Consider the following 24,841-nt stretch of genomic DNA (forward strand, 5'->3'; position numbering starts at 1 on the left):
CCCTGCGCTATAGAAAAAATAGCGACCCAGGCAGCTTTCGACGCCTTGAATGCGCGGCATGCGCCTTGCAGATGACGTGTCCCGGGAAATGCCCGCGTCCCCCCAGTCCTCATGCCGATCCGTCCCCTGAGCGTCCTGACCGCGCTGCTGCACGTCTACATCGCGCTGCGCCTGCTGCCTGCGCTGGCGTCGCTCACGCCTGCGTGGCCGTTGGCGCTCGTGCTGCTGGCGGTGTCGGCGGTCACGATGCCGCTGCCCTTCGTGTCGCGCAGCCACCGCGCCGACCGCAAGGCGAAGCCCGCGGGCGAGACGCTGCACTGGATCGGCCTGATCAGCATGGGCTGGTTCTCCTCGCTGTTCGTGCTCACGCTGGTGCGCGACCTCGGCCTGCTGCTGGCCTGGCTGGCGAACGCGCTCGGCGGCCTGCAGGTGCCCTGGGACAAGGTCGGGCCCTGGAGCGCGCTGGCGGTGCTGGCGCTGGCCACGGGCGTGTCGCTGGTCGGCTTCGTCAACGCGCGCCGCACGGCCGGCGTGAAGCAGGTCGACGTGCCCATTCGCGGCCTGCCCGCGGCGCTGGCCGGCTTCACGATCGCCCAGCTCAGCGACATCCACGTGGGCCCGACGATCCGCAACGGCTACATCCAGCGCATCGTCGACGCGGTGAACCGGCTCGGCGCCGACGCCATCGCGATCACCGGCGACCTGGTCGACGGCAGCGTGCCCGAGCTGCGCGAGCACATCGCGCCGCTGGCAGGGCTGCGCGCACGCCACGGCACCTTCGTGGTCACGGGCAACCACGAGTACTACGCGGGCGCGCACGCCTGGATCGACGAGCTGCGCCGCCTCGGCCTGAAGGTGCTGCTGAACGAGCACGTGGTTCTGCAGACGCGCAACGTGCGCGGCGCGCAGACCGACGAAGAGCTGTTCGAAAGCGCGCTGGTGCTGGCCGGCGTGACCGATTTCACTGCCGGCCACTTCGACGCCGCGCACGCAAGCGACCCGCACCTGGCGCTGTACGACGCGCCACCGCTGGTGCACACGCGCGTGCTGCTGGCGCACCAGCCGCGCAGCGCGCCGGTGGCGGCCGCGGCCGGCTACCAGCTGCAGCTGTCGGGCCACACGCACGGCGGCCAGTTCTTCCCATGGAACCTGTTCGTGCCGATGCAGCAGCCGTTCACGGCCGGCCTGCACCGGCTGCACGACATGTGGATCTACGTGAGCCGGGGCACCGGCTACTGGGGGCCGCCGAAGCGTTTCGGCGCGCCGTCGGAAATCACGCTGGTGACGCTGGTCCCGGCGCAACCCTGAAACGCAGCGGCGTCAGGCCTGCAGTTCGGCCAGCAGTCGCCGCGCGTTCGACGTGGCGGCCGCGTGGATCGGCTTCAGGCCTTCGCGCGCAATGCGCACCGCCACGCCCGTGAGCTGACCCGCCGTGCTGGCACCGCGCGCCGTGGCCTGCACGAGCGCGTCGCCATGCGTGGCCGCCTGCGCCGGCGTGAAACTGCCGGCCAGCGAGAAGAGCGCCGTGGCGCCCTGCAGCCATTGCTGCCACGCGCGCTGGGCCAGCGAGGCCTGGCTGCTGTGCCACTGCCGGGCCATCGCCAGGCCCGACTCGCTCGCCGCGGCGAGCTTTTCGTGGCCCATTAGCTGGAACTCCGCAAGGTCGGCGGCGCTGGGCGTGAGCCCGGCTTTGGCGATGCGCTCGGTGCGCATGCGGATCACCGTGCCGGACGACAGCAGGGTCTCGTGGGTCTTGAGGGCCAGGTCGACCCATTGCATCAGCGGGCTGGCCACGCGGGCGGTGGTACTGAAGGACGACATGGGAAGAGGGCACGTAGGGGAACAGAGGGCCACTATAGGCCTGCAAAGTGAAAATTGTTGCAGTGCAACATTTCCTGACCGTCATTTCACCGATCGATTGCTTTCTGCGGGCAATATTTAACGTTTGTTGTGGTTGTTGCCGGCATCCGCGCGCAAGCGCCGTGCACGCGCCTCGGTGACGAGGTAAGCGACGAGCGCCACGGCCAGCGGCAGCAGGTAATACAGCGCGCGGTAGGCCAGCAGCGCCCCCAGCAACCGGGTGCTGGGCACCTCGTGCGCCAGCAGCGCGACGAACACGGCCTCCAGCACGCCGAGCCCCGCCGGCACGTGCGTGACCACGCCCGCCACGGCCGCGACCAGCAGCACCGCGAGCACCTGCGGATACCCGACCTCGCCCTGCAGCAGCACCCAGATCACGCCGCCGATGAGCGACCAGTTGACGCACGACATCGCCAGCTGCAGCAAGGCCATCGGCAAGCTCGGCGTGCGCAGCGCATGGCCGCGCACGCGCCAGACGTGGCCATCGGAGAACGCGCACAGCGCCAGGTAGGCCAGCGACACCATGAGCAGCACCGCGCCGAGCATGCGCAGGCCGCCGCCGTCGATCTTCCAGTCGGGCGGCAGCGCCATCGGCCAGAAGCAGAACGCCGCGCCGGCCACCACGAGGTAGCCGAGCCAGTTGGTCAGCATGCTGAAGCCCAGCACGCGCGTGATGGTCTCGTTGCCCAGCCCCAGGCGCGAGTACAGCCGGTAGCGGAAGGCCACGCCGCCCACCAGCGAGCCGAAGTTGAGGTTGAAGGCGTAGCTGATGAAGGTCACGCCGACCACCGTGCCCGCGCCGAGCCGGTGCTTCGTGAGGTGGCGCCCCAGCAGGTCGTAGGTGCTGTAGAGCCCGAAGCTGGCGGCGGCCAGCGCGCCGGCCGCGAGCAGCGTGGTGCCCGGCAATGCGCGCAGTGCGGCGAACACCTCGGCCCAGTCGATGGTGCGCGCCTGCTTCAGCAGCAGCCAGGCGATGGCGCCGAAGAAGGCCCAGATCGCCACGCGCCGCGCCCACGGCCACCAGGGCCGGTGCGTGAGGGCGAGGGATGCGCTCATGCCGTCTCCGTGCGCGTCGTGCCCTCGTCGCCGCGCTTCTTCTGCTGCGCCATGAGATCGGTCGCCTCGGCCGGCGTCAGGCGCGGCGCGTGGCGCGGCAGGCGGTTGAGCCACGACGGGTACCAGCGCAAGAAGTGAAAGACGAAGAAGCTGCGCACCAGCCGCCAGCCGCTCCATTCGCTGGCCAGGTCGTGCGTGCCGATCTGCTTGCAGCTGTGCTGCATGAGATGGTCCATGCGCTCCCACAGCACCTTGTTGAACGCGGTGTCGCGCACGACCACGTTGGCCTCCAGGTTGAGCGACAGGCTCAGCGGATCGAGGTTGCTCGAGCCCACGGTGCTCCAGCGGTCGTCCATGAGCGCGACCTTGCCGTGCAGCGGGCGGTCGCAGTACTCGTAGATGCGCACGCCCGCGTGCAGCAGGTGGTGGTACAGCATGCCGGCGGCCGTTTTCACGATCGGCATGTCGGGCTCGCCCTGCAGGATGAGGCGCACATCGACGCCCCGGCGTGCCGCGCGCCGCAGCTCCTTGATGAGCCGGTAGCCCGGAAAGAAGTACGCGTTGGCGATCACGATGCGCTCGCGCGCGGCGCGGATCGCGGCGCGGTAGTGGCGCTCGATGTCGTTGGTGTGGCGGCGGTTGTCGCGCGTGACGAAGATCGCGTCGGCCTCGCCCGCCGCGGCCTGCAGCTGCGACGCGGGCGGTGCCTGCTTCAGCCTTCGCCGGAACCAGCCCACGCCCTTGCCGCCGACTGCAATCGCGCGCAGCACGAACTGATGGATCTCGGCCACGATCGGCCCCGCCAGCTCGACCGCGTAGTCCTGCTTGGCCTTGGGGCCGAAGTCGAGCAGGTGGTCCTCGGAGTAGTTGATGCCGCCCACGAAGGCGCGCTCGCCATCGACCACCACGATCTTGCGGTGCATGCGGCGGAACACGTTGAGCCGCTGGCCCAGGAAACGCTGACCCGGGTCGAACACGCGCACCTTGACGCCGGCCGTGGCCAGGCTTTCGAGGTACTCGTGAGAGAGATCGGGCGAGCCGAAGCCGTCGATCATCAGGTCGACCTTCACGCCGCGCTGCGCCGCCGCGCGCATGGCCGCATGCAACGCCAGGCCCACCTTGTCCTCGAACAGGATGAAGGTCTCGATGATCACTTCGCGCCGCGCCGCGCCAATCGCCTCGAACACGCGCGGAAAGAATTCCTCGCCGTTCTCCAGCAGATCGATGCGGTTGCCGCCGGTCCAGTGGCCGGCGCGCTCGGGGGTGTCGCGCATGGGGGCCTCGCTGCTCACAGGTCGATGTCCGCCACCAGCGGGGCATGGTCCGACAGATGCGACCACGGCCGGCGCGGCAGCACCACGGGCGCGTGCGCGCCCGCGTTGCGCACGTAGATGCGGTCCAGCGGCAGCAGCGGCAGGCGCGCCGGGAAGGTGCGCGCGGCGCGGCCGTGGGCATGCACGAACACCTCGCGCAGCGACGCGCCTTCGGCCAGCACGTCGTGCGCGCGGGCGCGCCAGTCGTTGAAGTCGCCCGCCACGATCAGCGGCGCGTCGGCCGGCACCTCGTCGCGCACGATGTGGCACAGCAACTCCAGCTGCTGCTGGCGGTGCGCCTCGGCCAGCCCGAGGTGCGCGCAGATCGCATGCACGTCGACCGTGCGCCCGGGCAGGCGCAGCACGCAGTGCAGCAGGCCGCGCTTCTCGGGGCCGCTCACCGACACGTCGTGGTTGCGGAAATGCACGATCGGAAACTTCGACAACACGGCGTTGCCGTGGTGCCCCTTCGGATACACCGCGTTGCGCCCGTAGGCGAACTGCGGCCACATGGTGTCGGCCAGGAATTCGTAGTGCGGCGCCTCGGGCCAGTTGTTCACGGTGCGCGAATGGCGCGCGTGCGTGCCCATCACCTCCTGCAGGAACACCACGTCGGCGCCCACGGTGCGCACCGCGTCGCGCAGCTCCGGAAGGATGAAGCGGCGGTTCAGCGCCGTGAAGCCCTTGTGGGTGTTCACGGTCATGACCTTGAGCGAGGCCGGTGCGGCGGCGACGGCGGCCTCGGGCAGCGGGGAAGTGACGGGGGAGGACATCGGTGTTCCCGTTGTACGTGGCCGCGCCCGCGCCGACTGTAGGAACGCGCCACCTTCTTCGCGTGCCTTTCACGCAAGGGCGGCGGGCTCCTACAGGCAGGCCTGCCGCACCCCCACATCACGCCCTAATCGAGGCTCCTACGGTGGTTTCAAAGCCGATGCCAACGCGCTCGTGCTTTGTGCCTTTTTCCATCTGCAAAGGAGCTTTCCATGATGACCACCCTGCAACGCCTGACGATCCCCACCGCGCTGCTCGCCGCCCTGCTGGGCGCGGGCGTCGCCCAGGCCCAGAAACCGGCGCCCGTCGAACCGATGGCGGGCGACAGCTCGATGCCCGTCTCGCGCGAAGCCGTGAAGGCCGAGGCCCGCGCGCAGAACCGCAACAACGCCAACAGCGTGGTACCCAAGGGCGAGGCCAGCACCACCGTGAACCACCAGCCCAACGCGATGCCGTCGCCCACCGGCGAGCGCTCGCGCGCCGAGGTGCGCGCCGAGACGCAGCACGTGAAGCCGCGCTTCGGCCAGCCGGGCGAACGCCCGGCGGTGCCGACCAACCCGACCGAGAAGACGGGCACGCCGCAGTAACACCGCGCGCCCACGAAAAAGCCCGCGATGCTTCACGCATCGCGGGCTTTTTTCTGCCCTTTCCTGGAGGCCGGCTCCCTTCAGCCGGCCGCCCGGTCAGCCTCAGCTCTTGGCAGGCGCTGCACCGTGGTGGCCTTCATGCCCACCGCGATGGAAGCGATGGCCGTGGCCCGCGAACTTCGCGGTCTCGGCATCGAAGGTCTTCTGCTGCTCGGGCGTCAGCGCGGCGTAGAAGGTCTTGGTCGCTTCGGCGCGCTTGGCGAACCGGGCGCTGCGCTCGGCCTGGCGGGCCTGCATGTGCTCCAGGCGCTGCGGCGTGGTCAGCTTGGCGAACTCGGCGCGGTCCATGCGCTGCGGGCGGGCAGCACCGGCCGGCGGCTGGCTGGCCTCGGTGAAGCTGCTCCACGCGCCTTCCTGGGCGCTGGTGAGCTTGAGCTTGTCCTTCAGCGCGGCCAGGCGCTTGGCACGGTGCTCCTTCATGCGCTCCATGCGCTGGGCCGGGTCCATGCGCTTGTGCTGCGCCTTGGGTGCGGCGGTGGCATCGGCGGGGGCCGTGGCGGCCGTGGGTGCAGCGGTCGACGGCGCGGTGGCGGCCGGCGCCTGAGCGAAGGCACCCGAAGAGGCGAGGGCGGCCGAACCCAGCAGGCTGGCCCAGACGATGCGTTGGCGAAGAGAGATCATGAGAGTCGCTTCCTTTCGAAGAAGTCCGCCACCAAAGGGCAGCGGGTGAGACGAAGTGTGGAGCGCCTCTGTAACGCGTCCGTGAGCCGAACGTGAGCGTGCGTAAAGAAGCATGAACCGCAGCGCGGTGCTGCCGCCCGCAGCGTGACTTATTTGGGCCGGGGCGCCTTCAGCCCGCGGTCGGGCGCTTGCAGCTTGCCGGCGCGCAGCGCGGCCACCGCGAGCACCACGGCGCGCGCGACGTTGCGCACCTCTTCCTGCACGTCGGCATCTGCGTCCAGCGCCTCGTGGCTGGTGGCGTAGGGCGCGTAGTAGCCGATGTAGCGGTCCAGCCGCGCCTGCGCGCCGGCGTCGACCAGGCCCATCCAGTCGAGCCAGTCTGTGAGGTTGCGGCGCAGGCCCTCGGGGCCGGCCACGTCGCCGTGCACCACCACGCCGTAGACGCGGCCTTCCAGGTGCTTGGGGTAGCCCCAGCCTTCGAGCTCCAGGGCCTTGGCCTCGTCGGGCTTCTTGCCGTGCGTGCTGGTGGGGTCGGGGTTGCCGCCGTCGGCGCACACGAGGCGGTCGATCATGAGCTTCAGCGGGCTCGCGGCCTGGTACCAGTGCGTGGGCGTGAGCACGATCACGCCGTGCGCGGCCACCCAGCGTTCGTAGATCTCGTTCATCCAGTCGCCGGTCTGGCGCAGTGCGTGGTTGGGGTAGCAGCTGCAGGGCCAGTGGCACAGCGGCATCGCGGTGGAGACGCAACCTTTGCACGGGTGGATGTGGCGGCCGTAGTCCGACGTGAGCCGGCTCAGGTCGAGCACGTCGACCTCGATGCCGCCGCCTTCGAGCACCTCGCGCGCGCACTGCGTGAGGCGCCAGGTCTTGGAAATTTCGCCGGGGCAGGTGCCGTCGTTGCGCGGCGAGCCGTTGACGAGCAGCACGCGCGAGCGCGTCTCGGGCCGGCCCCAGGCGTCCTGCGCCGCGTCGATGCGCGCGCGGGCGTCGAGCCAGTCGACCGAGAGTTCGTAGTCGGGGTCGGCATAGCCCGGCCCGGCGCGGCGCGTCACGGGCGCCTTGCGGCCTTCGTCGTAGGCTTTCCAGGCGATGTCTTCCAGGCGCCGCAGCGCCTCGGTCTCGGCCCGGAACGCCGGGTCGTGGAAGCTCTGCATGAAGCGGTCGTGGAACTCGGCGCGCTGCAGCATCGGCGGCGCCTGTCCCTTGCGTATCGTGGGAGGCATGACCGCAATCTAGGCCGCGCACCCGCCGGCGCGAACCGCACGCGACGCCGACTTGCGGTAGGCGAGCGACTACAGAGGCTTCGGGCTCAACCCAGCTTGCCGTTCTGGAAGTCGTGCACCGCCTGCTTGATCTGCTCGGGCGTATTCATCACGAAGGGCCCGTACTGCGCGATGGGCTCGTTCAGCGGACGGCCCGCGATGAGCAGCGCGCGCGCCGGGCTGTGGTTGCTGGCGCCGGCGCGCAGCACCGTGCCGTCGCTGCCGGGGTCGTTCGCCAGGATGGCCATGCGCCGCGTCGGCACCTCGCTGCCCGCGATCCACAGCGATTCGCGGAACACGTAGACCAGCGCGTTGTGGTCGGGCGGCAGCGGCTGCGCGAACTCGGCGCCGGGCGGCAGCGTGATGTCCAGGTACAGCGGTTGGGTGTGCGCGCGCTGCTCCGCGCCCACGACGCCGTGGCTGGTGCCGGCGATCACGCGCACGTGCGCGCCGCCGGCGGTGGTGAACTCGGGGATCTCGCTGCTGCGGATGTCGCGGTACCAGGGCTCGCGCATCTTGTCTTTCGCGGGCAGGTTGAGCCAGAGTTGAAAGCCTTCCATCAGGCCTTCTTCCTGCTCGGGCAGCTCGCTGTGCACGAGGCCGCGGCCGGCCGTCATCCACTGCACGCCGCCGTTCTCGAGCAGGCCTTCGTGGCCCGCGCTGTCGCGGTGGCGCATGCGCCCGGCGATCATGTAGGTGACCGTCTCGAAGCCCCGGTGCGGGTGGTTCGGAAAGCCGCCGATGTAGTCGCCCGGGTTGTCGCTGCCGAAGGCATCGAGCATCAGGTAGGGGTCGAGCCGCTTCTGCAGCGGCTGCTGCAGCACGCGGGTGAGTTTGACGCCGTCGCCGTCACTGGTGGAAACACCGGCCACGATGTGGTCGATGCCGCGCGGGGTGGCGACGGGATCGGTGGGGTGGTGGTGGGCATGAACGTTCGTCATGCCGCCCATGGTGGCACCAAAGCCCCGACCGCGCCACCGGTGGGGGTGCCCGCCGCCCGGAGCCGTTCAGCTCAGCGCGGCCACTGCTGGCGCTGCCAGTAGCAGTACTGCCAGCGCGTCTCGAAGCCCGCGCGGCGGTACAGCGCCAGCGCCGGCTGGTTCTGCGCATCGACCTGCAGGAACACCCGTTCGACGCCGCGCGCCAGCGCCGCCTGCGCCAGGCCGGCGAGCACGCGCCCGGCCAGGCCGCGCCCGCGCTGCGACTGTTCGGTGCGCATGCCGTGCACGCTGGCCCAGCCGTGGCCGAAGGCCATGGCGCCGGCCGCCACGGTGGCGCCGTTCTCGCGCACGCTGGCAAAGAGCGAGCCCGTGGCGCGCGACAGCGAACGCACGCGGTGCACGCCGTCGACCGGGTCGAAGCCTTCGCCCAGGAACAGCGCGGCCCAGTCCGGATCGGGCGACGCGTCGACGTCGGCCAGCCGCACGTCCGCCACGACGAGGTCGCGCATGCGCCGCGCCGAGCCGGTCTGCACGCAGGTCGGGCTGTCGGCCATGTAGTGCCGGCGCGCGAGTTCGGCGCGCAGCGTGTCGAAGCAGGCGGCGTCGGCCAGCCGCAGCGCGGGCGCGACCTGGCGGCTGTCGCAGCGGTCTTCGATGCGGTCGAGCGTGGCGGCTTCCACCGGGTCGCGGTGCAGCGGCACGGCCGAGCGGGCGCGCTTGACGGTGCCGCGGTCGAAGGGCAGCAGCCAGCCGTCGAGTTCCTCGCAGGCCTCGGGGGCCACCGCCGCCACGGTGGCGCGTTCGATGGCCTCGATGTCGTGAGGGCCAATGCTCATTGCACGGCTTCCGGTGGCGCGTATTTGGCGGCGGCCACGCTCTTGAGCAGCGCCTCGCGCTGGTTGCGGCTGATGCCGCGCACGCTCTCGGCCACCCACTTGGTGCGGTCGGGATCGATCTGGCCGTCGCGCCGCCATTGCTCGAGCACGGCCTGCGGCTTGTGCAGCATGGCCGCGAGCCAGACCGCCTGCGCCGGTTCGAGCGTGCGTGCGCTGCGCTTGAAATAGCGCCGCGCCGCGGCCTCGCCGCCGCAGAGGTTGCCGCCCCACGGGGCGTTGTCGAGGTACAGCTGCAGGATGCGGGCCTTGCCCAGCGTCTGCTCCATCTCGACCGCATAGAGCAGCTCGCGCAGCTTGCGCTCGGCCGTGCGGTCGCTGCCGGTGACCAGCAGCTTGGCCAGCTGCTGCGTGAGCGTGCTGCCGCCGCGCCGGGTCTGGCCGGGCTTCTGGTTGTGGTCGATCGAGGCCAGGATCTCGGTCAGGTCGTAGCCGGTGTGGCTGAAGAAGCGCTGGTCTTCCGCCGCGATGACCGCGCGCGCCAGCCAGCTGTCGTTGGCCAGCTTGGCCGACGGGCCGCAGCTGGTGCGCGCGCCCAGCATGGCCTCGGTGCCCAGCCCTTCGACCGTGAACTGACCGATGGTCGGCTGCACCGCGAAGGTGGCGTCGGGCAGCAGCAGCTGCGCCTGCAGCGCCAGCGTGCCGCCGATGCGGGCGCGCTGCAGCTCGGGCAGCGCCGGCACCAGCACGGCGTACCAGCGGGCGATGGGCGCGTCCTGCACGCGGACGTCGAGCTGCAGGTTCTTCGGCGCGAGGCGGCCGGTCCAGGTGCCCTGCAGCAGGGCGTTGCCGTCGGCCGCCTGCGGCGTGGCCTCGAAGGTGCCGGCCAGCGTGTTGCCGTCGCGCCGCACGGTGGCCACCAGCCGCTCGACCTTGATGGGCTGTGTACCGAGCGCGGGCACGTCGGCGCTGCACGGCGCGCAGCGCATCTGCTGCTGGCCGGTTTTCTCGTCCCAGGTGAAATGCATGGTGCCGAAGCGGGTGTCCAGCGCGTGGCCGTTCAGCCGCGGCGCGAACCAGGACGAGGTGGCCAGGCGCACCGCGGTGGGCACGCCGATCTCGAACGAGAGCGGGCCGGCCTTCACCGTGGTGCTCCATTCGCCCGCCGCCGGCGCAAGGGCGATCTTGGCGATCAGGAAGATCGCCACCAGGGCGGTCAGGACGAGGGCCAGCAGCCCGAAAAGCACGAATCGCAGGGTCTTCTTCACAAACACGTTCTCATCACATCGGTCTTGCCACGGTGACAGCTTGCCACGGACCGTGCGACTGGCCGCTGGCCGCCGCCCAGTACCAGGCCGAAGTGTCGGTGAAAGCCGTGCCTTGGGCGTCGACGATGCGCTCGCAGACGCGGAAATTTGCCGTACCGTGCCGTTGCGCCACAAAACAGCGCCACATCCGCGCCTGCGCGTCGCGTTCCAGCCGCGCCTGCTCGATGCGGTAGCCCAGCGCGCGGTAGCAGTCGGCGGCCGGATGCAGCATGCGCGTGGGCCGGTTCACGGCGCGCATCACCAGCGTCTGCTGGCCGTCGGTCATGCGGCCGATGGCGCCCGGAAAGCGATCGGCAAAGCGCTGCTCGACCTCGCTCAGCGCCAGCGGGCGCAGCGGCACGCCGTCCCACTGGCTGGGCCATTCGTGGGCGCCCACGGCGTCGGCTACTTCGGCCGGCGCGCGCAGCGCCGCGGCGGCCGACCAGAGCACGCACAGCAGCATCGCCAGCGCGAAGGCGCTCTTGTGGCCCACGCGGTTGATGAAATGGTTGGCGAACCAGCGCTCAACGAACGGTATCGACACGGCGGCCTCCTTCGGCGGTGATCAGGCCCGGCAGCGGGCGGTCGAGGTCGATGCGCGGTGCGACGCGCGCCGGCACCATCAGGCGCGCGATGGCGCCGCACACCACGGCCAGCAGCACCAACCCCAGCGCGTTGTGCGCCCACGGCGCGAGCGCGTGGCCGGCGCCTTCGCAGGCGATCAGCACGCTGTTGCGCACGATGTTGCCGGCCAGCACCAGCAGGCCGACGGCCGGCAGGCGGCGCAGGAAGGCGCGGTCGCCACGTCGCGCCCACAGTGCGACCGCGCAGGCCGTGAAGTAGCCCAGCCACACCATCTGCACGCCCGAGCAGGGCGCGTCGACGATCACCAGGCGCCCGTCGACCATCAGCGTGGCGCCTTCGCGCGCCACCTCGAAGCCCGGCGCGAGCAGCCAGCGGCTGGCCTCGGCCGTCACCACGCGCAGCGGGTAGCCGGCATAGAACTGCAGCGACGACAGCAGCGGCAGCGCCAGCACCGACAGCCCGGCCACCGGCAACGCCGCCACGCCGCGCGGCAAAAAGGCCAGCAGCCCGGCCGCGAGCGACAGCACCGCCACCAGGCCCGAGGCCAGCGGCGGCAGCGCGGGCAAGCCACCGAGCCCCGTGCGCAGCAGCGTGGCGAGCACGGTGCCCGCGCCGGCCAGCGCCAGCCAGCCCAGGCGCGGCGAGGCGCGCAGCTCGCGCCGGCACTGCCAGGCGAGCGCGGCCAGGGCGACCAGCGCCACGAGCCCCAGCGGATCGTCGGAACCGTCCTGCAGGCGGCGCGCCATCCAGGCCCAGGTGGGCGCGAGCGCGGCGCACTGCAGCGCGAGCCAGCCGAAGGCCGGCGTGCGGTCGATGCGGATGGCCCAGTCCACGACGCGCGGATGGTGGTGGGCCAGGGTTGCCAGAGACATGGTCGTGCGTCCTGTGGTCAAGCCGTGAAACGACGGGGGTCGTTGCGGCGTGCGCGGCGGCGCAGCATGGCCAGCATCGACAGCACGACGGCGATCGCGCCCAGCGTTTCCGGCTCCGGCGTGCTCGGCACCTCGGCGCCCAGCGCCAGGTCGCTCACGCCCTGGGGCATCGGCAGCGGCTGGTTCACGTCCACGCTGTGCTGCGGCGCCACGTTGCGCACCACCTTGTCCACCGCGATGAAGCTGGTGTACTGCGTGAGCAGGCTGTACTTCAGGCCCAGCTCGGTGATGCGGTCCTTGAAGGCGGCGCTGCCTTCGAGCGCTTCCTGGTCGCTCAGGCTCTGGATGCGGTGGCGCGCCCACAGCGTGCGCAGCGCGGCGGTGTCCTGGCGCGTCTGCGGCGTGATGCGCACTTCCTCGCGGTACGGGCCGGTGGCGCTCTGGCCTTCGATGATCACGCGGCCCTTGGCCTCGCCACGCCACTTGCCGAACACGATCACGGGGCGCTCGCCCAGCACGTCGGGCAGCGCCTGCGGCTCCACGTCGTACACGTCCAGCCCGCCGAAGGTGGCCTTCACGTTCGTGAGCACGGGTGACTCCACCATGCGGCGAAAGCGCGCGGCCTGCTCGGGTGCCTGTACCGGGTCGGTGATGATGAAGGGCTCGCCCATGCCGGCGCGCGCGATGCCTTCCATGAGGCTGCGGTTCACCGACGAGCCGATGCCGAAGGCGAACACGTTGGCCTTCGACAGGTTGTTGCGCACCAGCTCGAAGGCTTCGCGCTCGACCGTCACGTAGCCGTCGGTCACCACCACCACGGTGCGCGACACGTTCGCGGCCTTGGGTTCGGCGTACACGCGCTTGAGCGCCGGGATCAGCTCGGTGCTGCCGCTGCCGCTGTAGTTCTTGATGGTGGCGAGCGCCTGCTCGATGTTGGCGCGCGTGGCCGGCACCGACTGCGGCGACAGCATCTTGTTGCTGCCCGAGAACAGCAGCACGTTGAAGGTGTCGCTGGGGCGCAGGCCGCCGATCAGGCGTTCGAGCACGGTCTTGGCGGTGTCCAGCGGAAAGCCGTGCATCGAGCCCGAGATGTCGACCACGAAGATGTAGTCGCGCGGCGAGATGGCGCTGGCGGTCACGGCCTTGGGCGGCTCGACCATGGCGAGGAAGAAGTTCTCTGCGTTCTCGCCCTGGCCCTTGTAGAGCATGAGGCCCGACTCGATCTTCTCGCCCGCCAGGCGGTAGTCGAGCACGAAGTCGCGGTTGTCGGCGGGACGGCCGTCGGCGCCCAGCGTGATGTCCGCGTGCTGGTCTTCGTCGCGCTTCTTCACGTCGATGGTGTGCGTGGCGGAGCGGATTTCCTTCAGGCCCATCGGCGTGTCGATGCTCGCCGTGAGCTTGAAGCTGGTGGCTGGTGCCACGCCGGCGCGCAGCGTGGGCTGCGCCGGCCATGCGGCCTTGGCGTTCTCCGACTGCGGCGAGTTGTAGCGCGGCCCGACCACGGTCGGGAACACGAACTGGTAGTTGCCCGACTGCGGCACCAGCAGTTCGGTGTAGCGCAGCTCCACCTTCACGTCGTCGCCCGGCAGGATGTTGGCGACGTTCATCTGGAACACGTTGGGCAGGTGCTGCTCGAGCAGCGCGGCGGTCTTGCCTTCCTTCTTGGCGGCGTCGTACTCGATCTTCGCCTGCTGCTTCTCGCGGATCTGCGCCGTGATGAGGCGATCGGCCAGGCGCACGTTGAGGCCGCTCACGGCCGCCTTGGTGGAACCGGGGAACACGTACTTCGCCTCGATGGCGCGCTGGCCTTCGTTGCGGTAGGTCTGCGTGACCGTGACGTCGGCGATCACGCCCGAAATCTTGACCGAGACCTCGGTGCCCTTCAGCGGCAGGCGGTCGACCGAGGGGTCGTCGCTCTTGACGAAGAAGTACGGGCTCTCTGTCTTCAGGCGCGGACCGGCGGGCGCTTCCTGCGCGTGGACCGGGCGGGCGCCCATGGCGATGAAACCCACGGTGGCCAGGCTCACGGTGGCGAGCCAGAGCCAACGGCCGGGGCGTGGGGTGGTGGGGGTGTCCATGGCGGGTGTCCTTCTGCGTGCGAACTTGCACGGCCCTCACTGTCGTGAGCGTGCGAGAAGGCAGTTGGAAGGCGCGTTGAAGTCGCAACCCCCGCAGGCGCCGCTGTGTGAAGTCTGTGTGAAGTGCGCGGCGCCGCGGCTTCATACGGCCTTCGGATCGGCCGGAGAGCATCGGCGCCTCATCACGACAAAACCCGGAAAAGAGGGGAGAAACCCATGCTTCAACTGTTGAAAGCCCTGCAGGCTTCGGTGCTGGTCAAGGTGGCCGGCCTGTTCTTCCTGCTGCTGGTGCTGTGCATTCCGCTGGCGCGCATCGACGACCTGAACCGCGCCCGCGGCGACAGCCAGCAGGAGGCCGCGCGCGAGCTCGCCGAGTCCTATGCCGGGCCGCAGGCCATGGTCGGCCCGCTGCTGCTGGTGCCGTACGTGGAGCGCTGGATGGAGCCGCTGCGCGACGCGCAGGGCAAGGTGATCGGGCAGGCCCCGCAGAGCAAGGAGATGGTGCACGCCGTGTTCCCCGACAAGCTGCACATCGAGGGCGACATGGCGCCGCAGGAGCGCTACCGCGGCATCTTCCGCATTCCGTTCTACACGCTCACGGCCGCGCTCGGCGGCGGCTTCGCGGGCTTCGACCCGCAGGCCGTGCCGCACAGCGAAAGCGGCTCGTCGATCGAGTTCCGCCCGCCGTTCGTCGCCTTCCACGTGAGCGACCTGCGCGGCCTCGACGGCTCGCCCGCGCTCACCGTCAACGGCGAGGCGCTGCGCTTTCGCCAGCGCGTGCCCGGCCTGCCCGACAACGCCACGTACGCCGACGGCATCCACGCGCCGCTCACGGGCGCCGCGCTCGCCGCCTGGCAGACGGGCAAGCCGCTGGCCTTCGACATGAAGCTCTCGCTGGTGGGCCAGGACACGCTCTCGATGGTGCCGATCGCCGAGGAAACCACCGCGCACCTGCGTTCGCCGTGGGCGCACCCCAGCTTCGGCGGTCGCTTCCTGGCCACGCAGCGCGAGGTGACGCCACAGGGCTTCGACGCGCGCTGGCGCGTGTCGTCGCTCGTGACCACGGCGCGCGAGCAGGTGCGCGCCGGCCTGTGGGGCGGCGAAGGCGATGCCGCGCAGAACGCCGCGGCGGCCGTCGTGCGCACCGCGCCCCCGCCACGCCATGCCTCGGGCCCGCTGCAGACCTTCGACGTGTCGCTCGCACAGCCCGTCAACGTGTATTCGATGAGCACGCGGGCCGGCAAGTACGGCGCGCTCTTCATCGGCCTGGTGCTGATGGCGGCCTTCATGTTCGAGCTGTTCCGCAAGCTGCGCCTGCACCCGGTGCAGTACGGGCTGGTGGGCCTGTCGATCGCGCTGTTCTTTTTGCTGCTGCTCGCGCTGTCGGAAAAATTCGCTTTCCACCTCGCCTACGCGGGCGCGGCCGGTGCCAGCGTGGCGCTGCTGGCCGTGTACTTCAGCGCGGTGCTCGGCGGCTGGCAACGCGGCCTGTCGTTCGCTGCTTTCGTGGCGCTGCTGTACGGCGCGCTCTATGGCCTGCTGGCCTCGGAAAGCAACGCGCTGCTGCTGGGCGCGCTGCTGATCTTCGGCATGCTGGCCACGCTGATGCTCGTGACACGCAAGGTCGACTGGTATGCGCTGTCGCGCCGCAGCGACCCCGCCCCGTCCACCCCGGCGGCCACGGTGGACGCATGAGACTGCTGCGCGCCATCCCCGGCGTGCTCGGCTGGCTGCTGCTGGCCGTGCTGTGCGCCTGGGCCTGGCACCTGAAGGACCCGCACCTGCGCTTCCTGCGCGAGGAAGAGCTGCCACTGCTGCTCGCCGCGCTGTGCGCCGCCGCCGCGATCGCCTGGCGCAGCGCGCGCGGCGCGCGCCGTGTGGTGGCGCTGGCCCTGACGGTGGGCGCGACGCTGACGGCGCTGGGCCACGAGCTGGCCTCGCGCCAGCACCGGCTGGAAGTGAACGCGGCCTCGGGCCCGGTGGCGCAGGCGCTGGGCGCGCGTTTCATCGTCGGCTACGACGACGCGAACGACCTGCGCGAGCTGGCCCGCCGGGGCCTGATCGGCGGCATCTTCGTCACCGGCCGCAACGTGAAGGGCCGCAGCGCCGACACGCTGCGCGCGGAAATCGCCAGCCTGCAGGCGCTGCGGCTCGCGGCCGGCCTGCCGCCGCTGGTGGTGGCGACCGACCAGGAAGGCGGCGGCGTCTCGCGCCTGTCGCCGATGGTGCCCCCCCAGCCGGCACTCGCCAGCCTGCTCGAGGTCGACGTGCCCGCACACGAACTGTTGCAACGTGCCCGCGCCTACGGCGCGCAGCAGGGCGGGGCGCTCGCCGCGCTGGGCATCACGCTGAACTTCAGCCCGGTGGTCGACCTGCGCCCCGGCCGCGCCCCGGGCCGCTGGGACCTGCACACCCGCATCGAGGAACGCGCCATTTCCAGCGACCCCGACGTCACCGCGCAGGTGGCGCTCGCTTACGAGCAAGGCCTTGAATCGGCTGGCGTGCGCGGCACGCTCAAGCACTTTCCCGGCCTGGCTGGCGTGACCGAGGACACGCACCACATGGGTGCCGAACTGCGCACGCCCGTGGCCCGGCTGGCCGCGCACGACTGGAAGCCGTTTCAAGACGTGTCGAAACATTCGGATGCCGCGATCATGCTCGGCCATGTCATCCTTCGGGAACTCGACGCGGATGCGCCGGTCTCTTTCTCACGCAAAATCGTGCGGCAGGTGATTCGAGGCGAATGGGGCTTTCAGGGCCTGCTCGTCACCGACGACCTCACGATGGGCGGGGCCTACAACCGAGGTCTTTGCAACGCCACGCTGGGCGCACTCGACGCCGGGGTGGACCTGCTGCTCATCGCCTACGACCACGACAAGTATTTCGATGCCATGCACTGCGCGCTGGAAGGCGTGCGGCGCGGCGCGCTCGATCCCCGGGTGACGGAACGCCCGCGCGCGCCACGGCTCCAACCTCTTCGCTAGCCCCCATCCCATGTCCCAAGAACCTCGCCCTTCCCAACCCGCCGGTGCGCTGCGCCAGCTCCCGTGGAAACGCATCGCCGGCTGGAGCGCCATCGCGGCCGGTGCCGGCGCCGTTGCGCTGCTGGGCGCTGCCATCGTGGGGGTGGTCGCCATCTACCCGAAGCTGCCCGACATTTCCGAGCTGGCCGACTACCGGCCCAAGCTGCCGCTGCGGGTGTACACGGCCGAGGGTTCGCTGATCGGCGAATTCGGCGAGGAGCGCCGCAACCTCACGCCCTTCGCGAACATTCCGAAGGTCATGAAGGACGCCGTGCTGGCCGTGGAAGACGCGCGCTTCTACGACCACGGCGGCGTGGACTACAAGGGCTTCGCGCGCGCGGCCGTGGCCAGCTTCAAGGGCGGGCGCAAGCAGGGCGCCTCGACCATCACGATGCAGGTGGCGCGCAACGTCTACCTGAGCTCGGAGCGCACGCTCAGCCGCAAGGCCTCGGAGATCGTGCTGGCCTTCCGGCTCGAGCAGCAGCTGAGCAAGGACCAGATCCTGGAGATCTACCTGAACCAGATCTACCTGGGCAACCGCGCCTACGGTTTCGCCGCCGCCTCCGAGGCCTACTTCGGCAAGCCGCTGCAGCAGGTGACGATCGCCGAAGCCGCCATGCTGGCCGGCCTGCCGAAGGCGCCGGGCGCCAACAACCCGGTGGCCAACCCGCGCCGCGCGCGGGCGCGCCAGCTCTACGTGATCGACCGCATGCACGAGACCGGCTTCATCACCGCCGAACAGGCGGCCGAGGCCAAGAAGGAGGAGCTGCACCTGCGCGACGCCGCCGACCCGAACCGCCTGCACGCCGAGTACGTGGCCGAGACCGTGCGCCAGATGATGTACGCGCAGTACGGCGACAGCATCTACACCAGCGGCATGAAGGTCTACACCTCGCTGGTGGCGGCCGACCAGGCCGCGGCGTACAAGTCGCTGCGCAAGGGCATCATGGATTACGAGCGCCGTCAGGTGTACCGCGGCCCCGAGAAGTTCGTCGACCTGCCGGCCAGCGGCCAGAAGGAGATCGACGAGGCGGTCGACGAAGCCCTGGCCGAGCACCCCGACAACGGCGACGTGATCTCGGCCGTGGTGCTGGAAGCCAGCGCCAAGGAAGTGACCGCGGTGCGCGCCAACGGCGAAGCCTTCGAGATCTCGGGCGAGGGCCTGAAGCCCGCGCAGTCCGGCCTGGCCGCGAAGGCACCGCCGAACATCAAGATCCGCCGCGGCGCCGTGATCCGCGTCGCCAGGACGCCCAAGAACACCTGGGAGATCACGCAGCTGCCCGAAGTGGAGGGCGCCTTCATCGGCATGGATCCGCGCACCGGCGCCATCACCGCGCTGGTCGGCGGTTTCGACTTCGGCAAGAACAAGTTCAATCACGTGTCGCAAGCCTGGCGCCAGCCGGGTTCGAGCTTCAAGCCCTTCATCTACTCGGCCGCGCTCGAAAAGGGCTTCACGCCCGCCACCGTGGTGAACGACGCGCCGCTGGTCTTCGATGCCGCCGCCAACGGCGGCCAGCCCTGGGACCCGAAGAACTTCGACGGCGGCTTCGAAGGCCCGATGCCGCTGCGCAATGCGCTCATGAAGTCGAAGAACCTGGTCACGCTGCGCGTGCTGCAGTCGATCGGCGCGCCCTATGCGCAAGACTGGGTCACCAAGTTCGGCTTCGACAAGGACAAGCACCCGGCCAACCTGCCGATGGGCCTGGGCGCCGGCTCGGTCACGCCGATGCAGATGGCGGTGGGTTACTCGGTGTTCGCCAACGGCGGCTACCGCGTGAACCCGTACCTCGTGACCCGCGTGACCGACCTCAAGGACAAGGTGCTGATGGAAACCGAGCCCCCGGTGCTCGACGAAAGCCGCCGCGCCATTCCCGCGCGCAACGCCTTCATCATGGAATCGCTGCTGCAGAGCGTGGTCAAGGGCGGCTCCGGCTTCAAGGCCTACCAGGCGCTCAAGCGCGACGACCTGTACGGCAAGACCGGCACCACCAACGACTCCTTCGACACCTGGTTCGCGGGCTTCCAGCCCACGCGCGTGGGCATCGCCTGGGTCGGCTACGACACGCCGCGCCAGCTCGGCGTGCGCGGCGAGACCGGCGGCAGCCTGAGCCTGCCGATCTGGATCGGCTACATGCAGTCGGCGCTGCGCGGCGTGCCCGTGACCCTGCCGGCCGAACCGCCCGGCGTGGTGAGCATCGACGGCGAGTGGTACTTCGACGACTTCACGCCGGGCCACAACGTGGCGAGCCTGGGCCTGGAAAGCGCCGAGCAGCCGATCCAGCCGGTGGAGGTGCTGACAGGCGCGCCGGTGGGCGCCCCGCCCCCGCCCGAGGAACGCAACCGCATTCTTGATTTCTTCCGCTAGCCAGCGGCGAGATCACCCAAAGACGCGGGGGACGCGCGGTGCCTACACTCGGTGCCGCGGCCCCCGCTTCTTTTTTGTCTCTTCTCTTTTCTCCCCTTTTCTCGCATCCATGGAAATTCTCACCCTGGTGGCCCTGATCGCCGCCGGCTTCTACATCCTCAAGTCCAAGGAACAGCGCCAGCGCATCGCGCTGCTCGGTCGCCATCTGGGCCGCTACCAGATCGAAAAGCTGATGGAGAGCCTGACCCAGGGCTACCTGCGCTGCCTCGGCGAAGACGACGCCGAGCGCCGCCAGCAGATCTGGCACCTGCTCGACACCACCGAGGAAAAGCTCGCGGGCCAGTTCGAGACCTTCGCCGCCGAGCTGGCACGCGAACCCGAAGCCGACACGCGCGTGAGCCGGCTGCCCGTGGCCTTGCCGTTCGCCACCACGCTGTTCCCTTCCGCCAGCTTCGACCTGCGCGAGGCATTGCGCATTCATGCGCGCGGCATCGCGGGCGTGGCAAAAAATGCGGCGGGCCGCTCACCGAAATCGAAGGCCTTCACGATGTCGGCCGAGCTGTTCCTGATGCAGCACACCTGCCACTGGTTCTGCAAGTCGAAGGCCGTGGCGTCGGCGCGCATGCTGGCGCGGCATCAGACTTCGTACGATCAGCTGCTCGACGCGGTGAGCCCCGAGACGCGCGAGGCGTATCGCGCGCTCGTGGGTCAGTGATGGGTTGACAGCAGCGGCAGCGTGAGCGTCGCCACGGCGCCGCCGCGCGTCGCGTTGCCCAGGTCGATGCGGCCCCGGTGCAGGGTCGCGATCTCCTTCACGAACGCCAGGCCCAGCCCCGTGCTCTTCTTCTGGCTGTGCGGCCGGGCGAGCGAATAGAACTTCTCGAAGACTTTTTCCTGCGCGTAGTCCGGAATGCCCGGGCCGTGGTCGCGCACGTTGATGCGCGCCAGGCGCGAGGTGGTTTCCAGCGTCAGCAGCACCTCGCTGTCGGGCGGTGAAAAGTCGAGTGCGTTGTCGAGCAGATTGCTGATCGCGCGGCGCAGCAAAAACGGATCGCCCTCGACGCGCGCAGGCTCTCGAATATTCACGATCAACCGGATGTTGCGTCGCGACGCAGCGGGTTGCGCGCTGGCGGCAATGTCTTCGATGAGCGGCCCCAGCGCCACGGGTTCGGTGCGGTCGAGCGTGCGCCGCGTCTCGAGCGCGGTGAGCTCCATCATGCGGTCGACGATTTCCTGGATGCGCTGGGTTTCGCGTTCGATGTTCTTCAGGAAACGCTCGCGCTGGTCGTGCGGCATCTGCGGTTCCTGCAGCAGTTCGGCCGCGCCGCGGATCGCCGACAGCGGGCTCTTCACTTCGTGCGTGAAGGTCTGCACGTAGTCGGCCACGTAGTTGCGCCCAGTGAGCGCGTCGCGCATTTCGCCGAAGCCCGTGCGCACCGCATCGACCGCGCGCCGCGCCATGCGCGACAGGCTCAGGCTGCGCTGCGCGCGCACCCAGGTCCAATAGTCGCGGATCAGGCCGAAGGGCCGCACCAGCCAGACCGAGACGATCACGGTGAGCAGCAGCAGCGCCAGCGCCGAACCCACGCCGACCCAGATGGTGCGCACGCGTGCGTCCTCGACGAACTGGCCGAAGCTCTGCACCGGCTTGCCGACGCTGACGACGCCGACGATCTCGTCGTTCCAGCGGATCGGTGCGCCGACGTACATCACCGAGGTGCGCGGGTCGCCGTCGACGTCGCGCGAGGTGCGAGCGCCGTACAGGCCGCCGAGGGTGCGTTTCACGTCGCTCCACTGCGAGTAGTCGTTGCCCAGGTGGCGGCCAAGCGAATCGAACATCACGCGGCCGGTGCGGTCGGTGACGTACACGCGCAGCTCGACCCGGCTCTTGTGCAGGTTGTAGATCTGGGCCGAGAACTCACGCGTGTAGACGCTGCGAAAGAGCGGCTCCAGCCGTGCCGTGTTGATGGCGCCGGCGATCACGTCCTGCTCGACCAGGCTGGCCATGAGCTGCGAGGTCTCGACCAAGGATTCCTCGGCCGACTCGCGGTAACGCGGGTCGATGTCGGAAACGACGCGGTACAGCAGGAAGGCGATGCCCGCCGTGTAGATCAGCAGGATGCCGATGAAGATCCGCGTGCGCCGCGTCATTCCTTGCTGGCGGGCAGATCTTCGTGCAGCGCGTAGCCGGTGCCGCGCAGCGTGCGGATCGGCTCCACCTCCGGCGCGATGGTCTTGAGCTTGGCGCGCAGCGTCTTGATGTGCGCGTCGACCGTGCGGTCGAAGCTGTCGCTGGCGTCGTCCCAGACGAGTTGCAGCAGTTCGTCGCGCGTGAACACGCGCCCCGGGCGCTGGACCATGAGTTTCAGCAGGCCGTATTCGTAGCGCGAGAGTTCGAGCAGCCGTCCGTAGTACCGGATCTGCATGCGCTCGCTGTCGAGCGCAAAGGGGGTTGCAGGGGTCTGTGGCGCCGCTGGAGGCGGCGCTGGCGCGTTTTGATGGGGTACCCCATGAATCGGCGCTGCGGCCACTGGCGGGCTTCCTGCGCCGTTTCTGGCGCTGCGCCGCAGGATGGTTCGCACGCGGGCGACCAGCTCGCGGGGTGAAAACGGCTTGGCAATGTAGTCGTCCGCACCCAGTTCGAGGCCCACCACGCGGTCTATTTCGTCGCTGCGGGCCGTCAAAAACACCATCGGTACCTCCGGGCCGCCCATCGACTGGTTCAGCGCCTGGAGGCGTTTGAAGAGCTCGAAGCCGTTCAGGTCGGGCAATCCGATGTCCAGGATGGCGAGCGCGGGGCGCTCCTGCGCGAACTGCGCGATGGCTTCTTCGGCCGTGGCGCACCAGATCGGCTGGAAACCGTCGCTGCTCAGAACGTACTGGAGCGTGTCGGCGATGCCCGATTCGTCTTCGGCAATCAGGATCCGGGGTTTGAAGCTCATCCGGCGATGTTAGCGAGGGCCACGGACCACCCGTGCCCGGTTTTCCGCCCGAGGCGCCGGCGACCGGCGCGGCCTTTCGCGGCTTTTTTTTCGGGCGCGGCTTTTCCTCTTCCTGTCTTCTTATTCTTCTTATTCAAATTAGTAGTAGTAGATAAGGGTCGCACCGGTCTGTGGAAAGGTCGCTTTTTCCTTGACGTGACAACGACTTGTCATGCCCGCGTCACTGTGCGCACCCGCGCTTCCGTGGTGTACCCGCAACTTGGACAACATGGGGTAACCCGCCGGCCCTGTGGATAACCGATGGCTTGTGCAAAAACTCTCCCCAGAGTTGTCCTTTGACAGCCTTCCGGAATTCTGCGAAAGGCGGTTTTCGGGTCGAGAAATTCATTGCCTGTTAATTGAGCAGGTTGTAGATTTCCCTTGCAAATCAATGACTTGCAACGCCCCTACAGAGCAGTGCCGGGGTTATCCACAGAGTTGCCCCAGTTTTGTGGGGAGAACGCGTGGAGGAACCTTCGGGCGCTGCGCGGACCCAATCGGCTCCTTCACATGACGAAAAAACTCGAACATGACACCTTCTGAAACAAAAGCGATCGTCACCTTGAGCCTGCTGGCGGCCTTCGTCGATGGCGAAAAGCACGAGCGCGAGCGTGCCGAGATCAAGCGCATTGCCGAGGGCCTGTCGCAGGCCGACGGCGTGAACCTGCCGACGATCTACCAGGACGTGCTGATGAAGCGGGTGTCGCTGGCTTCGGTGGCTGGCGAGCTGAAAAGCGCCGAGTCGCGCCAGCTGGCGTACGAGATGGCGGTGTGCATGTGCGACGCCGACGGCGTGCAGTCGGAGCCGGAGCGGCTCTTTTTGATGGACGTGCGCAGCTCGCTCGGCCTGGACGCCTCGGCGGCGCAGTTTTCGCAGCGGGCGGAAGACATTGCCGCCGCGGTGCCAGCGGCGGTCGCGGTGACGGCCGGAGCGGCCGCAACGGCCACCGCCCCCGCAGCGCCGCAGGCGCCCGACAGCACCGAGCTCGACCGCGCGATCCTCAACGCCGCCATCCTCAACGGCGCGCTCGAGCTGCTGCCCGAGACGCTGTCGACCATGGCGATCATTCCGCTGCAGATGAAGCTGGTCTACCGCATCGGGCAGGCGCACGGCTACCAGCTGGACACCGGCCACATCAAGGATTTCCTGGCCACCGTGGGCGTGGGTCTGACCTCGCAGTACCTGGAGCAGGCGGGGCGCAAGCTGCTCGGCGGCCTGCTGGGCAAGGTCGGCGGCGGTTTGCTGGGCGGTCTGGGCAAGCAGGCCGTGAGCTCGGGCATGAGCTTCGCGTCGACCTATGCACTGGGCCACGTGGCCAAGCGCTACTACGCGGGCGGGCGCACGCTCTCCACGCAGATGCTGAAGGACGCGTTCTCCAGCGTGGTGAAGGAAGGGCAGGGCCTGCAGACGCAGTACCTGCCGGCGATCCAGGAACGGGCGCGCACGCTGGACACGAGCCAGGTCTTGTCGCTGGTCAAGAACGCCTGACTTTTTTCAGGGATACCGTGGAACCGGCTTTGCCGGGCCACCGGTATCGCCCCCAGCGAGGGGGTTGGCGCAGCGACACGAAGTGCGCGAAGCCTGGGGGAGTACTTAGACCTGGCTCAGGTCGTCGAGGATGGGGCAGTCGGGCCGCGCATCGCCGTGGCAGCAATGCACGAGGTGCGCAAGCGTGCTGCGCATCGACTGCATGTCGGCGATGCGCTGTTCCAGTTCACCCAGGTGCTTTTGCGCGATGCGCTTGACGCTCGAGCTGGCGCGGCGGCGGTTGTGCCACAGGCCGACCAGTTCGGCGATTTCCTCCATCGAGAACCCGAGATCGCGCGAGCGCTTGATGAAGCGCAGCGTGTGGATGTCGGCGTCGTTGTACTGGCGGTAGCCGCTCTCGGTGCGCGCCACCGCGGGCAGCAGGCCCAGGCCTTCGTAGTGGCGCACCATGCGCGCCGACACACCCGACAGCCGCGCGGCCTCGCCGATGGCCACCTGGCGGCCGTGGGCCGTGGTCGCCGTCATCATTGAACGGTGTAGCCGGCGTTCTCGATCGCGACCACGATGTCCTGGCGCGGCTGCTGGCTCAACACGTCCACATGACCGGTTTCGAGATCGACCGTGACCTGCGCGTGCGGGTCGACCGTCTGTACCGCGTCCTGCACCGCCTCCACGCAGTGGTTGCAGCTCATGCCGGAGACCTGGAATTTCTGGCTCATCGTCGTTGCTCCTTGTCGGAATGAATGAAGGGTGGAAGGATTGAACACCCGAATCGGGGACAACGCCAGTTTCAACCCTCTCACGATGTCAACGTCCAGCCAAGGGCTTTGAAGCCAC

At 69.4% G+C, this 24,841-nt stretch carries 23 protein-coding genes; 7 read left to right on the forward strand and 16 right to left on the reverse strand.

Going from position 1 to position 24,841, the window contains the following annotated elements:
• Positions 1–111 precede the first annotated feature (111 nt).
• Positions 112–1,308, forward strand: coding sequence for a metallophosphoesterase (locus AC1RGU_RS24915; protein ID WP_492698573.1), 1,197 nt, complete (start codon positions 112–114; stop codon positions 1,306–1,308).
• A 12-nt stretch (positions 1,309–1,320) separates the two neighbouring features.
• Here AC1RGU_RS24915 and AC1RGU_RS24920 read toward each other — a convergent pair whose 3' ends face one another.
• From AC1RGU_RS24920 to AC1RGU_RS24935, 4 genes are all read right to left on the reverse strand, one after another.
• Complete coding sequence (locus AC1RGU_RS24920; RefSeq protein WP_307695328.1) at positions 1,321–1,821, reverse strand: polyhydroxyalkanoate granule-associated phasin; 501 nt, start codon at positions 1,819–1,821, stop codon at positions 1,321–1,323.
• 117 nt (positions 1,822–1,938) lie between these two features.
• On the reverse strand, positions 1,939–2,916 hold the full coding sequence (locus AC1RGU_RS24925; RefSeq protein WP_159279084.1) for a lysylphosphatidylglycerol synthase domain-containing protein: 978 nt from the start codon (positions 2,914–2,916) through the stop codon (positions 1,939–1,941).
• Entirely contained in the window at positions 2,913–4,190 is a 1,278-nt protein-coding gene (gene clsB, locus AC1RGU_RS24930) for a cardiolipin synthase ClsB (protein WP_492698575.1), read from the reverse strand. Before clsB ends, AC1RGU_RS24925 begins: the two co-directional genes overlap by 4 nt.
• Positions 4,191–4,204: 14 nt before the next feature.
• Positions 4,205–5,002: an endonuclease/exonuclease/phosphatase family protein gene (locus tag AC1RGU_RS24935; RefSeq protein WP_307695331.1), complete on the reverse strand. Its 798-nt coding sequence runs from the start codon at positions 5,000–5,002 to the stop codon at positions 4,205–4,207.
• 210 nt (positions 5,003–5,212) lie between these two features.
• Between AC1RGU_RS24935 and AC1RGU_RS24940 the strand changes: the two genes are divergently transcribed.
• Positions 5,213–5,587 carry a serine/threonine protein kinase gene (locus AC1RGU_RS24940; protein WP_240531255.1) on the forward strand — a complete coding sequence of 125 codons (375 nt, stop codon included), beginning with the start codon at positions 5,213–5,215 and terminating at the stop codon, positions 5,585–5,587.
• A 102-nt stretch (positions 5,588–5,689) separates the two neighbouring features.
• Here AC1RGU_RS24940 and AC1RGU_RS24945 read toward each other — a convergent pair whose 3' ends face one another.
• The 8 genes from AC1RGU_RS24945 to AC1RGU_RS24980 all read right to left on the reverse strand — a co-directional run bounded on the left by AC1RGU_RS24945 (position 5,690) and on the right by AC1RGU_RS24980 (position 14,146).
• Entirely contained in the window at positions 5,690–6,268 is a 579-nt protein-coding gene (locus AC1RGU_RS24945) for a Spy/CpxP family protein refolding chaperone (protein WP_095743018.1), read from the reverse strand.
• 149 nt (positions 6,269–6,417) lie between these two features.
• Positions 6,418–7,491, reverse strand: a complete 1,074-nt coding sequence (locus AC1RGU_RS24950) for a flavodoxin family protein (RefSeq protein WP_492698577.1) — start codon at positions 7,489–7,491, stop codon at positions 6,418–6,420.
• Between the two features lie 86 nt (positions 7,492–7,577).
• The gene (locus AC1RGU_RS24955; protein ID WP_307695334.1) at positions 7,578–8,471 is read right to left on the reverse strand and encodes a pirin family protein; all 894 of its coding nucleotides are present in this window, start codon (positions 8,469–8,471) and stop codon (positions 7,578–7,580) included.
• Between the two features lie 71 nt (positions 8,472–8,542).
• Positions 8,543–9,307, reverse strand: a complete 765-nt coding sequence (locus tag AC1RGU_RS24960) for a GNAT family N-acetyltransferase (protein WP_492698579.1) — start codon at positions 9,305–9,307, stop codon at positions 8,543–8,545.
• Positions 9,304–10,572 (reverse strand): biosynthetic peptidoglycan transglycosylase, encoded by a 1,269-nt coding sequence (locus tag AC1RGU_RS24965; protein WP_492698580.1) that lies wholly within the window; start codon positions 10,570–10,572, stop codon positions 9,304–9,306. Before AC1RGU_RS24965 ends, AC1RGU_RS24960 begins: the two co-directional genes overlap by 4 nt.
• A gap of 13 nt (positions 10,573–10,585) precedes the next feature.
• Complete coding sequence (locus AC1RGU_RS24970) at positions 10,586–11,155, reverse strand: hypothetical protein (protein ID WP_492698581.1); 570 nt, start codon at positions 11,153–11,155, stop codon at positions 10,586–10,588.
• Positions 11,136–12,068 carry an exosortase Q gene (gene xrtQ / locus AC1RGU_RS24975; RefSeq protein ID WP_492698582.1) on the reverse strand — a complete coding sequence of 311 codons (933 nt, stop codon included), beginning with the start codon at positions 12,066–12,068 and terminating at the stop codon, positions 11,136–11,138. The genes AC1RGU_RS24970 and xrtQ overlap by 20 nt, the downstream gene beginning before the upstream one ends.
• Before the next feature lie 17 nt (positions 12,069–12,085).
• Positions 12,086–14,146, reverse strand: coding sequence for a VIT and vWA domain-containing protein (locus tag AC1RGU_RS24980; RefSeq protein WP_492698584.1), 2,061 nt, complete (start codon positions 14,144–14,146; stop codon positions 12,086–12,088).
• A gap of 216 nt (positions 14,147–14,362) precedes the next feature.
• On the opposite strand from AC1RGU_RS24980, the gene creD reads away from it, so the two are divergent.
• From creD to AC1RGU_RS25000, 4 genes are all read left to right on the forward strand, one after another.
• Positions 14,363–15,841, forward strand: a complete 1,479-nt coding sequence (gene creD, locus AC1RGU_RS24985) for a cell envelope integrity protein CreD (protein WP_492698586.1) — start codon at positions 14,363–14,365, stop codon at positions 15,839–15,841.
• Positions 15,838–17,130: a glycoside hydrolase family 3 N-terminal domain-containing protein gene (locus tag AC1RGU_RS24990; RefSeq protein WP_492698588.1), complete on the forward strand. Its 1,293-nt coding sequence runs from the start codon at positions 15,838–15,840 to the stop codon at positions 17,128–17,130. Before creD ends, AC1RGU_RS24990 begins: the two co-directional genes overlap by 4 nt.
• 10 nt (positions 17,131–17,140) lie before the next feature.
• Positions 17,141–19,534, forward strand: a complete 2,394-nt coding sequence (locus AC1RGU_RS24995) for a penicillin-binding protein 1A (protein ID WP_390347627.1) — start codon at positions 17,141–17,143, stop codon at positions 19,532–19,534.
• 109 nt (positions 19,535–19,643) lie between these two features.
• On the forward strand, positions 19,644–20,249 hold the full coding sequence (locus AC1RGU_RS25000) for a hypothetical protein (RefSeq protein WP_492698590.1): 606 nt from the start codon (positions 19,644–19,646) through the stop codon (positions 20,247–20,249).
• Here AC1RGU_RS25000 and creC read toward each other — a convergent pair.
• Both creC and creB read right to left on the reverse strand, forming a co-directional pair.
• Entirely contained in the window at positions 20,243–21,685 is a 1,443-nt protein-coding gene (gene creC, locus AC1RGU_RS25005; RefSeq protein WP_062473809.1) for a two-component system sensor histidine kinase CreC, read from the reverse strand. The genes AC1RGU_RS25000 and creC overlap by 7 nt on opposite strands.
• Positions 21,682–22,476 (reverse strand): two-component system response regulator CreB, encoded by a 795-nt coding sequence (creB, locus tag AC1RGU_RS25010; protein ID WP_492698592.1) that lies wholly within the window; start codon positions 22,474–22,476, stop codon positions 21,682–21,684. The genes creC and creB overlap by 4 nt, the downstream gene beginning before the upstream one ends.
• Before the next feature lie 568 nt (positions 22,477–23,044).
• On the opposite strand from creB, the gene AC1RGU_RS25015 reads away from it, so the two are divergent.
• Positions 23,045–24,004: a YcjF family protein gene (locus AC1RGU_RS25015; RefSeq protein ID WP_492698594.1), complete on the forward strand. Its 960-nt coding sequence runs from the start codon at positions 23,045–23,047 to the stop codon at positions 24,002–24,004.
• A 105-nt stretch (positions 24,005–24,109) separates the two neighbouring features.
• Here the strand turns inward: AC1RGU_RS25015 and cueR are convergent, their stop codons facing one another.
• Both cueR and AC1RGU_RS25025 read right to left on the reverse strand, forming a co-directional pair.
• Positions 24,110–24,529: a Cu(I)-responsive transcriptional regulator gene (gene cueR / locus AC1RGU_RS25020; RefSeq protein ID WP_095948420.1), complete on the reverse strand. Its 420-nt coding sequence runs from the start codon at positions 24,527–24,529 to the stop codon at positions 24,110–24,112.
• Positions 24,529–24,723 carry a heavy-metal-associated domain-containing protein gene (locus AC1RGU_RS25025; protein WP_062473802.1) on the reverse strand — a complete coding sequence of 65 codons (195 nt, stop codon included), beginning with the start codon at positions 24,721–24,723 and terminating at the stop codon, positions 24,529–24,531. The genes cueR and AC1RGU_RS25025 overlap by 1 nt, the downstream gene beginning before the upstream one ends.
• Positions 24,724–24,841: the final 118 nt, after the last annotated feature.

It is taken from the genome of Variovorax sp. GW823-FHT02B07 (genome assembly GCF_058797695.1).

Bases quoted from the DNA above. Each gene is read 5' to 3' on its own strand.
- xrtQ (WP_492698582.1), bottom strand. From the start codon at position 12,068: ATGTCTCTGGCAACCCTGGCCCACCACCATCCGCGCGTCGTGGACTGG.
- AC1RGU_RS24935 (WP_307695331.1), bottom strand. From the start codon at position 5,002: ATGTCCTCCCCCGTCACTTCCCCGCTGCCCGAGGCCGCCGTCGCCGCC.
- AC1RGU_RS24945 (WP_095743018.1), bottom strand. From the start codon at position 6,268: ATGATCTCTCTTCGCCAACGCATCGTCTGGGCCAGCCTGCTGGGTTCG.
- clsB (WP_492698575.1), bottom strand. From the start codon at position 4,190: ATGCGCGACACCCCCGAGCGCGCCGGCCACTGGACCGGCGGCAACCGC.
- AC1RGU_RS24940 (WP_240531255.1), top strand. From the start codon at position 5,213: ATGATGACCACCCTGCAACGCCTGACGATCCCCACCGCGCTGCTCGCC.
- creC (WP_062473809.1), bottom strand. From the start codon at position 21,685: ATGACGCGGCGCACGCGGATCTTCATCGGCATCCTGCTGATCTACACG.
- AC1RGU_RS24960 (WP_492698579.1), bottom strand. From the start codon at position 9,307: ATGAGCATTGGCCCTCACGACATCGAGGCCATCGAACGCGCCACCGTG.
- AC1RGU_RS25000 (WP_492698590.1), top strand. From the start codon at position 19,644: ATGGAAATTCTCACCCTGGTGGCCCTGATCGCCGCCGGCTTCTACATC.
- AC1RGU_RS24995 (WP_390347627.1), top strand. From the start codon at position 17,141: ATGTCCCAAGAACCTCGCCCTTCCCAACCCGCCGGTGCGCTGCGCCAG.
- AC1RGU_RS24980 (WP_492698584.1), bottom strand. From the start codon at position 14,146: ATGGACACCCCCACCACCCCACGCCCCGGCCGTTGGCTCTGGCTCGCC.
- creD (WP_492698586.1), top strand. From the start codon at position 14,363: ATGCTTCAACTGTTGAAAGCCCTGCAGGCTTCGGTGCTGGTCAAGGTG.
- creB (WP_492698592.1), bottom strand. From the start codon at position 22,476: ATGAGCTTCAAACCCCGGATCCTGATTGCCGAAGACGAATCGGGCATC.
- AC1RGU_RS25025 (WP_062473802.1), bottom strand. From the start codon at position 24,723: ATGAGCCAGAAATTCCAGGTCTCCGGCATGAGCTGCAACCACTGCGTG.
- AC1RGU_RS25015 (WP_492698594.1), top strand. From the start codon at position 23,045: ATGACACCTTCTGAAACAAAAGCGATCGTCACCTTGAGCCTGCTGGCG.
- AC1RGU_RS24920 (WP_307695328.1), bottom strand. From the start codon at position 1,821: ATGTCGTCCTTCAGTACCACCGCCCGCGTGGCCAGCCCGCTGATGCAA.
- AC1RGU_RS24955 (WP_307695334.1), bottom strand. From the start codon at position 8,471: ATGACGAACGTTCATGCCCACCACCACCCCACCGATCCCGTCGCCACC.
- AC1RGU_RS24990 (WP_492698588.1), top strand. From the start codon at position 15,838: ATGAGACTGCTGCGCGCCATCCCCGGCGTGCTCGGCTGGCTGCTGCTG.
- AC1RGU_RS24915 (WP_492698573.1), top strand. From the start codon at position 112: ATGCCGATCCGTCCCCTGAGCGTCCTGACCGCGCTGCTGCACGTCTAC.
- AC1RGU_RS24925 (WP_159279084.1), bottom strand. From the start codon at position 2,916: ATGAGCGCATCCCTCGCCCTCACGCACCGGCCCTGGTGGCCGTGGGCG.
- cueR (WP_095948420.1), bottom strand. From the start codon at position 24,529: ATGACGGCGACCACGGCCCACGGCCGCCAGGTGGCCATCGGCGAGGCC.
- AC1RGU_RS24950 (WP_492698577.1), bottom strand. From the start codon at position 7,491: ATGCCTCCCACGATACGCAAGGGACAGGCGCCGCCGATGCTGCAGCGC.